Source organism: Methylocystis rosea SV97 (assembly GCF_000372845.1).
GTDB classification, from domain to species: domain Bacteria; phylum Pseudomonadota; class Alphaproteobacteria; order Rhizobiales; family Beijerinckiaceae; genus Methylocystis; species Methylocystis rosea.
The window spans coordinates 76,001-89,920 of record NZ_KB889964.1 but is presented as its reverse complement, the minus strand read 5'-3'; the positions used below and the strand labels follow the sequence as shown (position 1 = coordinate 89,920).

The following is a 13,920-nucleotide window of genomic DNA, read 5'->3' as shown; positions in this document are numbered from 1 at the left end:
TCATGCTCGCGCCGAACGAAATTCCAGATACGGAGAGGAGCAACGTCGAAAGACGAGATAGCGATATCGCCGTCGAACCTCCTCGGCAACGCAAGATCATCCACATCGATATGGACGCCTTCTACGCCTCCGTCGAGCAGCGCGACAATCCGGAGCTGCGCGGCAAGCCGGTCGCCGTCGGCGGATCGCGGGAGCGCGGCGTCGTTGCGGCGGCAAGCTACGAAGCGCGAAAGTTCGGCGTGCGCTCCGCCATGCCGTCGGTCACCGCCAAACGGAAATGCCCCGAGCTCATTTTCGTGAAGCCTCGTTTCGACGTTTACAAAGAAGTGTCGCGCCAGATCCGTGCGATCTTCGCCAAACACACGCCGATCATCGAGCCGCTGTCGCTGGACGAAGCCTATCTCGATGTGACCGAGAATTTGCGGGGAATCGCGTCGGCGACACAGATCGCCGAGGACATACGAGTGGCAATTCGCTCTGAAACCGGCCTCACTGCCTCGGCTGGGGTCTCCTACAATAAATTCCTGGCCAAGCTTGCCTCGGATTACAGGAAGCCCGACGGCCTCTTCGTCATTACGCCGAAGATGGGGCCGGCCTTTGTCGAGACCCTGCAGGTCGGGAAATTCCATGGCGTCGGGCCGGCAACAACCGCGAAGATGAACCGGCTTGGGATCGAAACCGGACTCGACCTCAGAATGCAGACGCTTGCCTTCCTTCAGCACCATTTCGGGAAATCGGGGCTTTATTACTATTGGATTGCGCGGGGCGTCGACAACAGGCCGGTGCGCCCTGACCGCGTCCGCAAGTCGGTGGGCGCCGAGAACACTTTTGTCGAGGATCTCTTCACCTTCGCGGCGGCGCGCGCCGCGCTCCAGCCGATCATCGGAAAAGTCTGGCGCTGCTGCGAGAGCGCGGGAATACGTGGGCGCACCGTCACATTGAAGGTGAAATATGCAGATTTCCGCCAGATCACGCGCAGCCGCACGGGCCCCGCGTCTATTGCAACGCAAGCCGAACTCGAACAGCTCGCCTTTGCTTTGCTCGGACCCGTGTTTCCCGCGACAAAGGGAATCCGGCTGTTGGGCGTAACGTTGTCATCTCTCAGTGAAGAGCAATCGGAGCTTGACGTTCAATTGAGCCTGAGCATTTAGCGCAAGCCAAATCGCGCCCGAGGTCAGGGCGAATTCGCTTAAGAAGCCGTCATTCATCCGGTAACTAGAGCTGATAGATATATGTCGTGCTCACATTGTGCCGTTTCGCGATCTCGGTAACGGGCACGCCTCTCTTGCGTTCCGCGCGTTCCGCTTTCCTGAATGCTACAAGCTCTTTTCCACTGCGCCGCGCCCGTACCTCGCGAGCAGGAACGCTCGCCGGCGCCCTGGACTTTCGCGGCTGGGACCTCTTCCTCGCATCCGCGAGTATTGCCTGTGCGGTTTCGACAATCTTTTGTAATTGACGGATTTGACGTTTGCTGAGTTCCATGGATCCGTTCCCGAATAGACAATGAAAACACGTACACGATCTTCGGAATGAAGCAAGTTATTGGCGCTCGTGGAAAGCGACATCGAAACATTCGTTTTGCATGCGCAGAATTAGTTTTCTCCGCATTTTTCAATAAGGCTCCAGAAGCCGCCTTTTGCGTTCATGCTTCAGCAGCAACGCGGCGCGATAAGTTTTCTACGGATGGATCGGCCATGATCAATCTTCATACATCGACGTCGATCCCGTCTTTCGTGGGGGTCGGAAGCCAGGGCCAGCCTTTCTCTGGGACTGCCGAGATCACAAAGCAGCGCGATCTGCAAGAGAGCGCCGCTTCCTAGATGATGCGCTCTCTGCCGGAATTCGAGCAGGCGTTACCATCCCCATCACGGCAGGTTTCGGCCGCTTCGCGATGCTGAGTTTTGCCGCTGACGAACCAGCACCCGCGCTTGCGCAGATAGTTCAAGAGGCGAAAGAAGTCTTGCAGATGATGAGTGTCGCATGTCACGCGCACGCCAATGCGCGATTCGTGGACGCTTCAACGCAAAACGTTACGGACGTTCCATTGACGCAAAGGGAGCGCCAATGTTTGGCATGGGCGTCTTCCGGCAAGACGAGAGAGGAGACGGCGATGATTTTGGGCGTCTCCGCTCGAGCGGTGAGGTTTCATCTCGACAACGCGAGACAGAATCTCGGTGCCTCGACCATTACCCATGCCGTCGCGCTTGCATTACGGCAGGGGCTGCTTCCGTAGCAGCGTGGAGCACAATTGACATATAGACCCATTCTCGGCGCATGGTGTGAGGTCCAGTTCTCGTCGGCGGCACCGTTATATTGCTGACGAGGTCGGTTAAGGCCCAAAAGGAGTCTATCGCGAAATCGACTGACCCCCGCCGCTCATGTTCGCCGGCCTCTTCATTTTCGCTGCAGCCTTCGAGACGAGCGTGCTGTCGGCGAAGACGCGCGAGGCCGTCGCTGCGCTGAGTTTGAGTTCGCCGCCACACTTGTCCTCGCCACCATCGCTCTGTCGAACATCGTCGCGCAACGCGCCGAGGCCGCAGGCGTTAGCATCGGCTTCTTGGCCCTCTTTCATCGTTGGCACGCCTTTGAATGCGCTTTCTCACGATTGCTCTCTCGCCGTTGGCGGACGCCCCGGAGAGAGAAGCCCTAGCCGAACCGCCGGCTGACAAGCGCAAGGGGCAAGCCCTCGGCATTCGCCGCCCTTCGGGTGCGCTCGCCGGCGCCTCGGCTCACGGGCTCTCACGGGGCGACCGCCCCGCAACGGAGAGAGCCATGAAATCGCGCTTCGACATTCATCAAGAAATCACCGATCGGATCGTTGCCGCCATCGAGGCTGGCGCCGGGGAGTTCAAGCTACCCTGGCATCGCGCCGCCAGCACGAAGTCGCCGGTCAACGCGACTACGGGCCGGGCCTATCGCGGCGTCAATATTCTTTCCTTGTGGATCACGGGGCAAACGCTCGGCTATGAGTCGCATGAATGGGCGACATTCAAGCAGTGGCAGGAGCGCGGTGCCAATGTGCGCAAAGGCGAGAAAGGCACGCCGATCGTTTTCTACAAGGAGCTGCACGTCGAATCCGGGGAGGCAGCAGCGAGTGACGACGCCGAAGGCGGGCGGAAGATTCCCTTCGCGCGCGCGAGCTGGGTGTTCAACGCTTCCCAAGTCGACGGGTATGTCGTCGAGATGCCGGCGTTGCCCGAGCGACCGCTGTTCGAGCGCATCGCCAGCGTGGATCGCGCCATTGCGGCGACGGGCGCGCAGATCGACTTTGGCGGATCGCGAGCGTGCTACAATCGTTTGACCGACCGCATCAGCATTCCCGAAGAGCGGGCGTTCATCGGTACGGCGACAAGCACAGCGCAGGAAGCGTTTTACGCCACCGTGCTTCACGAGCTATCGCATTGGGTTGGCGCGGAGTGTCGCCTCAATCGCGAAAAGGGCAAACGCTTCGCGGATCGCGCATATGCGTTCGAGGAACTGATAGCGGAAACATCCGCAGCGTTCCTTTGCGCGGAGCTTGGCATAACGAACGAGCCGAGGGTGGATCATGCGCAATATATCGCGCAATATCTCACCATTCTGAAGAACGACAAGAAGGCGATCTTCTCGGCCGCCGCCGCCGCGAGCGCCACGACGGATTTCATCCTGGCGTTCAGCCGCAAGGAACAGGAGGAAGCCGCTTAGCGGCTTTTTCGAATACAGGCACGCCTTGTTGCTCGCTGGTGCGGCGTCATCCTCGGCTTCGAAGCTACCGCGGGCGCCGCGTCATCGGGACCCGGCTTCACGAATTGCGCTTCTTTCCCATGCGGTTTGCGCGAAACGGATGAGGTCCATTTCGGCTTGCCCATAAATCTGCGCGAGTCCACTTTCGTCGCAGAGGAGCCCGACGTCGGCCGCTTCGGCGCAACGCATTATTTCAGGGGCCAAGTCTTTTGGCAGAAAAAATGCCACGTAAGGATAGCTTCCCGAGTGGCGCCCGCCAAAAGCGCCTGCGTTGCAGCTGGACACGGGGATCGCGCCGTATGCCGAAATTGCGATCGTCGCAGCCGCGACTCCGACGTCCAGCCCCCAGAGTGCTGGTTCGTCGTCGAATGCGGTAGCCCGCTCTTCGTCGAAAGCCGAGGCTTCCGCGTCAACGTCATCCGCCATCTTCAGTCGGTCGATCACTTTGCTCTCGATATCAAGAGCTGTGCGAACGACGTCCCACCCGCAGCCGCGCAGATCGCAGTACGAACGATTGCCGGCCAGCGCGCCATCCTCTTCCGCTTGTTCGAGTTCCTCTGGCGTTACGTCAGCCAAGTCCGCGGCGTTCAGTTGGCGGTGGATCTTTACGGGGAACAAGCGCGGCGCCCAATGCATGGGGGTCACCTGACAAGAGATGTTCGAGGAATATAGCAGGCGTGAGATATGCCACGTGACCCCATTTATCGACTCCGATCATACCGGGATTTTCAACGGAACATATATAGAACATACTGGACATGGCGCCAAAAAGGCGCCAGCTTCATCGCATGCTCGATTCTTCGAAAAATCAGGCGATTCGTCCGCTGGATCGCCAAAATCTTCGGTTGTCGCCTGAGACCTTCGAGGCAATCGATCAAGCGCGGAGCGCGCGTCCCGGCAATGTTTCGCGTAACACGTGGATTGCCGAAGCCATCAAGGAAAAACTTGAGCGGGAGGATGTTCAGATCGACGACCAAGCCATCGATCGGAAGCGTCATGCCTAATTTTTACGAGTTTTTCGCAGGCGGCGGGATGGCACGAGCAGGGCTAGGGTCCGGTTGGACGTGCCTTTTCGCGAACGACTTCGATCACAAGAAAGGCTTAGCCTATCAGGCCAACTGGGGCGCCGCTGGAGAGCTCAAGGTCGGCGATGTTCGGAAGGTTACTGCGGATGAATTGTCAGGATACGCCGACCTTATTTGGGGGTCGTTTCCCTGCCAGGATTTATCTTTGGCGGGAGGCGGAGCCGGGTTGAAGGGGGAGCGGTCTGGAACATTCTATCCGTTCTGGGACGTCATCACCGGGCTGATCGACGACAATCGCGCGCCGAAGATTATCGCCATCGAGAATGTTTGCGGCACGCTGACCTCCCACGGCGGACGAGATTTCGAAGCAATCTGCAAGACCTTCGGCGAAGCTGGATATCGATACGGTGCTGTGATCATCAACGCCTCTTTGTTCGTGCCGCAATCGCGGCCACGATTGTTTGTGATCGGCGTACGAGATGATGTGACGATAAACCCATCGCTCTTATCGCCGGAGCCAATCGAGCCATTTCATACGCTGGGATTGCGCAGAGCCGTCGACGGCATCTCATCCCGCGCCAGGAAGAAGATGCTGTGGTGGAATTTACCGACGCCGCCGCGTCGCAAGAATTCCTTCGCCGATATCATCGAAGAAAATCCTTCGAGCGTCGAATGGCATACCGCCGCCGAAACCAAGCAAATCCTGGCGATGATGTCGCCGGTCAACAAGGCGAAGGTTGAAGCCGCCAAGCGGTCGGGTCGGCGGATGGTGGGCGGGGTCTACAAGCGCACGCGTCTCGACGAAAATGGCGTCAAGGTCCAACGGGCGGAAATTCGGTTTGACGATGTCGCCGGATGTCTGCGTACGCCCGCAGGCGGTTCGAGCCGCCAGACGATCGTCGTCGTCGATGGAAACAAGATTCGCTCACGCCTGATTTCCTCGCGAGAGACCGCCCGGTTAATGGGGCTCGACGAAGCGTACAAGCTGCCGAAGAATTACAACGAGGCTTATCATTTGACGGGCGACGGCGTCGCTGTCGATGTCGTTCGGCATTTGGCGCGCTATCTGCTTGAGCCGCTTCTTGAAGTCTGCGCCGCGGCGGAGAAGGCCGCGTGAGCGTCATCCCATGCGAGCAGGACCCGAGCGTGCGCCTTCAGATCGAACAATTCGCTGAAGTGCTCAAGACGCAAGCTCATAAGCTGGGCGACCATGGGCTTGCGGAGAAAGATTTCTATGCCTCCCCGATTTTCCGTGGCGCTATTCAACAGGTGCGCGGAGAATTTTCTGCGACGATGCGAGACAAGCGGGAGTTCGTCCAGCATGTTCTCAATCACATGGAGGACCGAGGCTTCATCGCGAGCTGGGATCGTGCGAAACGTGGCGTGTTACATGACTATATTGTGAAGCTAAAAAGCGGGCGAACCGCGATCATCGACCTGAAAGGCTGTTTGGACGGCGACAACTCCAAAATTTTCGAGCGGCCTGAAGGCGCGGATGAATTTGTGATTTGGAGTTTGTGCACCAATGTTGGCGCAGACCCACGGCGCAATGCCTGGTCCGGCGTCCATACACGCATAAGCGCTCAGATCATCGCGCGCAATCAGTGCGTCGATGGCCTCGTAATCTGGGATATGGTGTTTGGAACAATTGGACGCGCCTGTCCGAAGCTGTTGGCCGAGAACGACATCGGCAGAACGACAGTGGTCGGCCCTTTCTGTGCGCCGCCGCCCTGCATCTATCTTTTCCCAGCTTCGGTTCCGTCTGCCGAAGCGCCGAAAGTAAGCGCTCAATCGCTGATGAACGTTGAACTCCTCGCTGCATTCCATTCTTGCTTTGGAGGTCGGGACGACGAGATCAATCATGTCAGCTTCGAAATCGCTTCTCTAGGCGACGAGGCGATGCGGCGCACGACAATCGAGCGGGGAGGTGTCGTGCAGCATTCTTCCGATATGACGGCGATCGGACATGCCTAATTCGAGCGAACCCTCTCCTCTTCGCGATCCCGATTTCATAAACTTTCCACCGTTCGAGACGGAGGATCTGCGAGCGAATTTGGCGAGGTTTCTCGACGCGTCGTTCGAAGAAGCCATTGGTCAGACTCGGAGAGTCGGGAATTACAGGTGGGGCGTCTACGCCTTCTTCGATTATGACGGCGAGCCAATCTACGTTGGGCAGACGAACGAGATGCTGCGCACGCGCATACGTCGTCACTTGACCAATCAGCGTACCGACGCCGTGGCGATGTCTGTGCTTGATCCGTTCGAAGTTCTTGAAATTGAGGTGTGGCCGTTACCGCAATTTCAGGAGACGAGCGGTAAGGATGCGGACGCCCGCAAGCACCTGGATGCTTTGGAGCGATTGATAACGCAGCGAGCGGTTGAAAAGTCGGAGTTCAAAGCGATTCTGAACGAGAAAGATCCACCGCCGGGGTCGCTCGTCGTCGAAGCGCCCCGATCGTTGCGCGCGAGAATTGTGTCCGACCGCGTCTATGAGCTCCGGTCACACCCGGATTTTCGGACCGCTCGGAGAGCGCTCATTATTTCGCGGCTTGCGCAGGTAATCTCGGAGCGCAAGGTCCAAGGTGGGTTGCGGCGCGTGCTTCTGACACAAGCCATGCGCCTTCAGTGGTTGGCGTCTCGCCGCTATAATGCGCTTGGTGGCGCGGCCTCCGTCGAACAAGAAAGCGATGAAGATGGTTGACCGCCCGGCGAAACGTATTGTTGCGCAGCCGATCGGCCACTTCGCACCTTAGTTCCCAACTTGGCGCGAAAGCTTCTCCGGTCGCAGCATGGCTCACGTCGCCGCAAAAGAAACGCAAGCTGCTGCAAAGCGCCAAGCGCCAATCGATATTCCGCGCTTGACTACGCGGACGTTGGCGCTTCTGTCGGACACATTGCCGTCTCCCGACGCGAGTTGAATCCTGAGGAAACGCCCGGTACGCGTTCAAAGCCGCTCGTAAGGTTTATGGTGAGGGGACATTGGCGAGATCAGAGGTGCGGGCAAGGAAACCTGTCCCACAAGCTGGTTTGGATACGCCCGTATTACAAAGGCGCTGACCTCGCTACGAGGATCAACAGCCCTATCTCGTGACGTGAGTCGCCATTGCCGGCGCGCGAAGCAATACCCGCGTCGTTCATCTTAACACATTGATATATATAGTATATATGTTCCATAATCCATATTATGCGAATTTTATGATTTTCGCTGGACCCAGTACGACGCTAATATTGTTCCACGAAAGCTTCGGCCGCAGGGCATTCGCGAGGCCTCACCAACAAAAGCGAGGTTGCGAACGCGCTCGAAACATTTTCTGCCATTCGGCGGAGGTTTACCTCCGCGCTCTTGGTATTGGAGGTAATGACCACGCGTTTCCCCATGAGAGGCGGGTGAACGCCTTCTGGGCATGAAATATGACGAGGAACTGGGCGGCTACAAACCGGCGGGGCCATATGTTCTGATCGCCCAGAAGCACCAGGCACTTGAAGAGATCTATCAAGAGATTTCCAGTGGCAGCGATGCTTGCCTTGCGAAATCGCTCCCGGCCAGGGCCATGCCGACCCGAGTTGGAGATACGTCTTGATCAATGTCTATGGAAACCTGCCGAGCATTGTTATGGCGCCTCGCGGCGCATCTATCACGGACTGTCTCCCGCAACTGCTCATGAACTGAAGGTGTCCGAGCGGTCTCGCTGGCCCTTTACCGGGATGTTGTCTCCACCTGTGCCAGGGCAAGTCAAACACGCCAGGCCAACATGCCGGGAAATGAACGACTTCGCACGACGATACGAACAGCTATGGGCTGGTCGCGGGAGGCTGCCGGACTGAGATTTTCGGTGTACTTAGTCACCAATGTCTCGTCGCGTTCGGCGAGCCGCGCCGTCACCTGGTCGAGAGAACCGGCCCCGCCGATCGCCGCTTTCTCGATTGCAGCCAGTTCCCGATCAGCGATCACACGGCGCCGCTGAAAGAGCAAAGCACGGCTGCCATCTCATCCGAGTTCGGCCTCGAACTTCTCGAGCAACGACGTCGCCAGGTTCGGCCCCTCCAGATGGAGCCCGATTTCGTCCATCGGATTGTCCTCCAGCCCCGACTGCGAACCCCAGTTCAAACTGCTCACGACGACATGATCGCTGTCCCAGGCCAGAAACTTCGCATGCAGCTGCGGCTCGGGCACACCGGTGAGGTCCACTATGCCGTGGAGCCGTTCCCGATGCTTCGTCACATGACCACGTTTCACCGGGCCGGTACGGCGCGAATAGTAGATCCGGACATCGCCAAGCCGCCGGCCCGCGACCTCGGCGGGATCGAACAGCGCCGGTACCATGTTCGCACCGACCTTGTTCGTACAGCAGACGAAGCGTTGTTGCGCTTCGTGGGCGGCAACGCGGAGCAGACGCTCGTGATCGGCGGCATGCAGGATTGTCAGCGTAGCGGCGGGTGCCTGCGCGTCTTCAGAGGTCGCCAACATCGTGCGCTGACGCCGTAATTCGGACGCCATGAACTGGAGTGTTTCGACGGTCCGGCTGGCACTGGAGAGTTTGGAGACGATCTCTCGGAGAAGATCCAGCGCTTCTGCGACCGCGTTGGCCTCTGTGAGTTCGGCCGAGACTTCAACGGCCGAGAACGGGGAGTGGAGCCAATTGCACGAGCCCATCAGCACAGCCGCACCATCGCGACCGTCGTCGGCCACGAGGAACTTTGCATGGCTCTCGACAGGATCCCGCTGCACCAGCAGATACCCCCTTGTTTGCCTCGCGTCGGACAAGCGGAGATAGAGTTCCTGCATAGCCGCGGCATGCTTGGCGCGATCGAGCGAGGTGCCGAAGAAGAGGTGGCATCTGACGCCCCGCCTGCACGCATCCTCCAGTGCTCTCACGATGCGCTCCCGGCGATCCCTGCCCTTTTCGTCGGACTGCGAGGCCACGAAAGTGGATAGGACAAATATGTTGGACTTGGCGGCTCCAACGATCCGCTCGAAGCGCTGCAAGTGTTCCTCGGCACCCACGACGAGCTGATTGGCGTCAAGTCGGGTTTCGATGGATACGGGACGCTCGGGGGGCGGGGTGATGGTTTTCGGTAGAACGCCGGTCTTGACCGTCGCTTTTAGGGCATCGACGAGTTCAGCGCTCGCGCCTTGCGGGAAGACGCCAGCTCCGACTTCATCTAGATCGAGCACGAGGAACTTCGCCTCCAGAAAGGAGCTATTTGCCTGTACGCCCCGCAGCCACTCGCCGGGCCTGAGCATGCCGACCATGACCTCGTTCACGCGCTGCATCATCGAGTAGTGCGTTTCTGGCGACTCGCCTTCCGGAAACCTGACGATCGCACCCCTGGCGGGAAGCTTTGTGACGGGGATTATGTCCACGTCTTTGGTCCTGAACACCGACAGCCCGACTTTCTCATGGACGACGCTGATGCCGATTTCGCGATCCGCTGTCCGTTCCGGAAGCGCCCGCCCTGTACGTATGAAGTCGTGGCCGATGCCGCTCGTGACGAGAACCGGTTGCGGCGACAGTCGGACTTCGACAAGCCCGAATTGCATGAGCCGCGCTACGGTCGAGCTAACCACCTGTCGGGGAATCTTCAGCTTCTGGGAGACGTCATTGGTCGTTCCCGGGCTTCGATCGAGTGACAGCAGGATCATTTCCTCAACCGGGCTCCATCCCCAGGTCCGCTGTACGATGCCTGGTGCCCGGTAGTGCCAGGCCGGGATGAAGATATTGGTCACCGGCATAGCCTCCCCTGCTCATCGACAGGTATGACGGAGGCTCCCTTGCCGACTGCCGGAAAGTCCGCCTTGGACAAACGAGCCATTTCGTCGAGCATTATCCGCAGAAAGCCAAGTTCGTCGTTGACCGCGTCAGGGTCGATGCCCTCCACTGCGTTGCGGATGAACTGACGGCTCGTCGCGAGGACGAGCTTGTGCTTGGCGCGGCTGAGCAACACGTTCAGGCGCTGGGGATTCTTGATGAAACCGAGGGCCCTCGAGCCGACGAGGACGTTGTTGCGCACAAGGCTGGCGATGACGAGATCGGCCTCACCGCCCTGGAAGCTGTCGCTCGTGTAGACGAACTTCCCATCGCCTCGCGGACTGGCGAAGCCGAACAACGTGCCCGCGGACACATCGATCTGAGGCTTGAGCAGTCGCTCGAGGTGATTGACCTGCGCCAGATACGGAGACAGCACCACGAGCGTCGGCACCCGCTCGCCCTGGCGGATGACGGGCCTCAGCTTCTCCATCGCGGCCACGAGCGCTGTCGCCTCAACCTCGTTGCGAATTGAGTGCCTCACCGTTTGCTCGAATGCGTGTCTCTTGACCATGCTCAGCGAGGGCACGTCCAGAATAACGACCGGAGAAGCGGGGAATCCGTCGGCGCACTCCACGGCCAGCTGCCGTGCCTTCACTCGGTCCGAGGACACGAGTTGTCGCTTGTAGAACGTGTTGGAAACCAGCTCGCATATGGCAGGATGCATGCGGCTCTGCTCGCGCAGCGTAATGGCGATCGAGCTGGACCGACCGGTGTCCGCGGTTCTTATCCCTTCGCGTTCGGCGATGGATCTGAACGGCTCTTCGAGGCGGGACGCGATGGCGAGAACGTCGCTGAGCAGAAACTGATCTGCCTTCAACGCATCGAGGGCAACCTCCACTTCGCCTGGCAAGTCGGAAATTGCGGCCAGCTTCTCCTTCGCATCGCGCAGGAGCTCGTCGGCCCGGCTGGCATCGTAGAACTTCTGGCGATCCGCCGCGTCAAAGGGAGACAGCTGGTTGTGATCGCCGATCATCACGCGGCGGTTTCCCAGGAGCAAAGCGCCGATCAGTTCGGCGCCATTGGCCCGCGCCGCCTCCTCGATAAAGACCCAATCGAACTGCTCGCCATCGGCAATCATCTCCTCAAGAATATGCGAAGACGTCGTCGCCAGCGTCACATCCGAAGAGCGCAGCATCAGGTTGTTGGTGTCACGCAGAACGCGGTCGGCGATGGACTGCTCGGAGGTATCGACAGGTCTGAGTGCCTGGATGATCTGATTGAGCTGGTTCGTCATCATCGCGGCGCTTGTCGGGTCCGGCTTGGACACGGAGCGCAGCAAAGAATTTGAGCTCCGCCTTAGCGTGCTCTCTTTCTCGCTGGAGCGCGATCGCTCGACGCGAACGACGATGGTCGAGGTCGCGGGGAGGAACTTGCGAAGCTCTTCCTCCATATGGACAAGTGTCTCATGATTCTGAGACGACACCAGGATACGAGCATCGGGGGTTTCATGCAGGATGCTCTTCACGAGGTGCGAGATCAAAAAAGTCTTGCCCACGCCCGGCGGTCCGACAACCACATTGATGGATCTGCCAGCGACGATCGACTCCCATGCTTCGATCTTGGAGCATTCCATGTCGGCATCGGCTGGTGGAGGGCCAGGCACCGCGATGTCGCGCAACACCTCATCCATGGCAACCTGCGCCGGGTCATCGAGTGCCCGCAGAAGCTCGACATTGGACCTCGCGGCAACAATATTTTGGAGTCGCCGCCGGATGGCCCGTTCGGTGCCGGTATCCCTACGAGGGCGGAGGAAAAGCCGTTGACCTGTTGGAACCGACAGGTTTGTCCCGAACGCGAACGCGGTTTTCCCTTTGATCAGGCCGCTGCCTTCATAGCTGAGTTCAGGCACGCGCTCCCGGCCAATTGCGAGGCGCGACGTTTGCGACAACGTCCAGTTTGCTTTTCCGTCGTCATATTTCAGCTCTCGCCTGAACGCCTCGGCTGCGGGGCGCAGCCCCATCATTTCGCGTTGTGCATCATGCTCGACGTCATCGCTGGGCCCCAGCCAGACGACGTTCGCCTCGGCGTCGGCTGGTGCGAGCACATCGACGGGATAGAGGCGAAACTGCTCCCTCAGCAGGGTAAAGGCTTCGAGGAGAATGAGAGCGAACCATATTGGAACGTCGGTCGTCCCGTTGACAGACCGCACGGGTTCCAGGAGGTCGCGCCAACGCTTAGCGCCTGGCCCGAGATTTTGGACCCGCTCTTCGGCGCTCGCTCGATTTCGAGAGAGGTGCAGCCGATGAACGATATCGACGGCGCCGTGCATCCATTCGTTTGCGCGACGCTGGTGCGCCCCTTCGATCATTCCGACAGAGTCGCTCATGATACGCATGTTGTAGATCGCGAGGTCGGTCATGAGGCGCGCCGTGTCCTGTCCGGCCGGGACAAGACGAACGCCGGCCGAAAGCAGATCGTCAGCGACAAACTGCATGACCGCGGCGCGATCGGCTGCGGGAATAGTGCCCGAAGCGAGCGACGGCAAATCGCTCTGAACGACTGCCCTAGATGGATAGAGAACGAGTTCGCCGTCCGAGCTCGAGCCAACCCGGTCGAGCTCGGTGACGACGTTTCGCAGCTCGTCGAGGACGACCGCGCCATCGAACAATTGAAACTGAGGTGGACTGGCCAGCCTTTCCAGCATTCGGCGCTCCACGGACAGAAGCTGGGGAGGGGTGTCGCCGTCGACGCCGAGGAGTGCGCCAGCAACAGCAGCCAGGTCGATCCAGTCCTGCCGGAACGAGATCGCGGCGGAAGCGCGAAGCAGGTGCCCGGATGCTTCGAGATCGCCATCCGAGATGTGGACGCAGGCCTCAACACCGCCGAGGCGATAGTCGCCGCTGTCGTCTCTGTGCGAGAATATCGAATGGATGCCAACCCCGCCGTGCACGATGCCCGCGTCGTGACATAGCGCGAGCGCTTCGGCGACGCGGAGCATGTTCCGCCAGAAGACGCCACGACTTGCGCTCGTCAGATATCGCCCCTCCCTCGTCCTGCGGCGGTGCGAGGCTCCAGAAATCGGACTTCCCGGGTCGACCATGACGATGGCCAGCTCGTGCTGGTCTTCCGCGACTTCGAGGACCTCGACCAAGACCTCTCGCGCGCGCCGGGACGAGAGCACTCGTCGTATCCGTCTCAATCCGCGGGCGACAATTGCCCGCAGATCATCGTCGAGCGCCGTGCCTGTCTTCTTAAATAGGCGCAGAAGGTACGGCTCGCCGTCCGCGACACCGACAGCAGTGCGAAGGTGAGAGTCCCACCCTCCTGCCAACCGCGCAAAAGAGTCTTCCGCGAATTTGAAACGCGACTCTAGCGGCGGGTCACTCTTCTTCTTGACGACGACCATTTGATTCTAGCCCGGT

Annotated in this window: 14 protein-coding genes; 8 read left to right on the top strand and 6 right to left on the bottom strand. The window is 59.4% G+C overall.

Going from position 1 to position 13,920, the window contains the following annotated elements; all coding sequences use genetic code 11:
* Nucleotides 1-2: 2 nt before the first annotated feature.
* The 3 genes from dinB to A3OO_RS24875 all read left to right on the top strand — a co-directional run bounded on the left by dinB (nucleotide 3) and on the right by A3OO_RS24875 (nucleotide 2,233).
* Nucleotides 3-1,151, top strand: coding sequence for a DNA polymerase IV (dinB, locus tag A3OO_RS0119285; RefSeq protein WP_018409490.1), 1,149 nt, complete (start codon nucleotides 3-5; stop codon nucleotides 1,149-1,151).
* A 378-nt stretch (nucleotides 1,152-1,529) separates the two neighbouring features.
* Nucleotides 1,530-1,820, top strand: a complete 291-nt coding sequence (locus A3OO_RS24080; RefSeq protein WP_198008871.1) for a hypothetical protein — start codon at nucleotides 1,530-1,532, stop codon at nucleotides 1,818-1,820.
* Nucleotides 1,712-2,233 (top strand): autoinducer binding domain-containing protein, encoded by a 522-nt coding sequence (locus A3OO_RS24875; RefSeq protein WP_425338981.1) that lies wholly within the window; start codon nucleotides 1,712-1,714, stop codon nucleotides 2,231-2,233. The genes A3OO_RS24080 and A3OO_RS24875 overlap by 109 nt, the downstream gene beginning before the upstream one ends.
* 114 nt (nucleotides 2,234-2,347) lie before the next feature.
* Here A3OO_RS24875 and A3OO_RS0119270 read toward each other — a convergent pair whose 3' ends face one another.
* Entirely contained in the window at nucleotides 2,348-2,572 is a 225-nt protein-coding gene (locus A3OO_RS0119270; RefSeq protein WP_018409487.1) for a hypothetical protein, read from the bottom strand.
* Nucleotides 2,573-2,772: 200 nt separating this feature from the next.
* Here A3OO_RS0119270 and A3OO_RS0119265 point away from each other — a divergent pair, with 200 nt between their 5' ends.
* Nucleotides 2,773-3,684 (top strand): ArdC family protein, encoded by a 912-nt coding sequence (locus A3OO_RS0119265; protein WP_018409486.1) that lies wholly within the window; start codon nucleotides 2,773-2,775, stop codon nucleotides 3,682-3,684.
* A gap of 81 nt (nucleotides 3,685-3,765) precedes the next feature.
* Here the strand turns inward: A3OO_RS0119265 and A3OO_RS0119260 are convergent, their stop codons facing one another.
* Nucleotides 3,766-4,341 (bottom strand): hypothetical protein, encoded by a 576-nt coding sequence (locus A3OO_RS0119260; protein WP_198008870.1) that lies wholly within the window; start codon nucleotides 4,339-4,341, stop codon nucleotides 3,766-3,768.
* 110 nt (nucleotides 4,342-4,451) lie between these two features.
* Complete coding sequence (locus A3OO_RS23775; RefSeq protein WP_156824957.1) at nucleotides 4,452-4,721, bottom strand: hypothetical protein; 270 nt, start codon at nucleotides 4,719-4,721, stop codon at nucleotides 4,452-4,454.
* Between A3OO_RS23775 and A3OO_RS0119250 the strand changes: the two genes are divergently transcribed.
* The 4 genes from A3OO_RS0119250 to A3OO_RS24910 are packed head-to-tail and all read left to right on the top strand — an operon-like array spanning nucleotide 4,720 to nucleotide 7,839.
* Nucleotides 4,720-5,865, top strand: coding sequence for a DNA cytosine methyltransferase (locus A3OO_RS0119250; RefSeq protein WP_018409483.1), 1,146 nt, complete (start codon nucleotides 4,720-4,722; stop codon nucleotides 5,863-5,865). The two genes, A3OO_RS23775 and A3OO_RS0119250, sit on opposite strands and share 2 nt — an antisense overlap.
* A 29-nt stretch (nucleotides 5,866-5,894) precedes the next feature.
* Nucleotides 5,895-6,722, top strand: a complete 828-nt coding sequence (locus A3OO_RS0119245; protein ID WP_198008869.1) for a hypothetical protein — start codon at nucleotides 5,895-5,897, stop codon at nucleotides 6,720-6,722.
* Nucleotides 6,715-7,449, top strand: coding sequence for a GIY-YIG nuclease family protein (locus tag A3OO_RS0119240; protein WP_018409481.1), 735 nt, complete (start codon nucleotides 6,715-6,717; stop codon nucleotides 7,447-7,449). Before A3OO_RS0119245 ends, A3OO_RS0119240 begins: the two co-directional genes overlap by 8 nt.
* Nucleotides 7,450-7,509: 60 nt before the next feature.
* On the top strand, nucleotides 7,510-7,839 hold the full coding sequence (locus A3OO_RS24910; protein WP_483414200.1) for an AcrVA2 family anti-CRISPR protein: 330 nt from the start codon (nucleotides 7,510-7,512) through the stop codon (nucleotides 7,837-7,839).
* Nucleotides 7,840-8,481: 642 nt separating this feature from the next.
* On the opposite strand, the gene A3OO_RS24075 is transcribed toward A3OO_RS24910, so the two are convergent.
* Genes A3OO_RS24075 through A3OO_RS0119220 form a run of 3 tightly spaced genes read right to left on the bottom strand, consistent with a single transcriptional unit; the run spans nucleotide 8,482 to nucleotide 13,763 of the window.
* Complete coding sequence (locus A3OO_RS24075) at nucleotides 8,482-8,721, bottom strand: hypothetical protein (RefSeq protein ID WP_018409480.1); 240 nt, start codon at nucleotides 8,719-8,721, stop codon at nucleotides 8,482-8,484.
* A gap of 15 nt (nucleotides 8,722-8,736) precedes the next feature.
* Entirely contained in the window at nucleotides 8,737-10,476 is a 1,740-nt protein-coding gene (locus tag A3OO_RS0119225; protein WP_026223160.1) for a phospholipase D-like domain-containing protein, read from the bottom strand.
* Nucleotides 10,473-13,763 (bottom strand): AAA domain-containing protein, encoded by a 3,291-nt coding sequence (locus tag A3OO_RS0119220; RefSeq protein ID WP_026223159.1) that lies wholly within the window; start codon nucleotides 13,761-13,763, stop codon nucleotides 10,473-10,475. The genes A3OO_RS0119225 and A3OO_RS0119220 overlap by 4 nt, the downstream gene beginning before the upstream one ends.
* Nucleotides 13,764-13,920 lie beyond the last annotated feature (157 nt).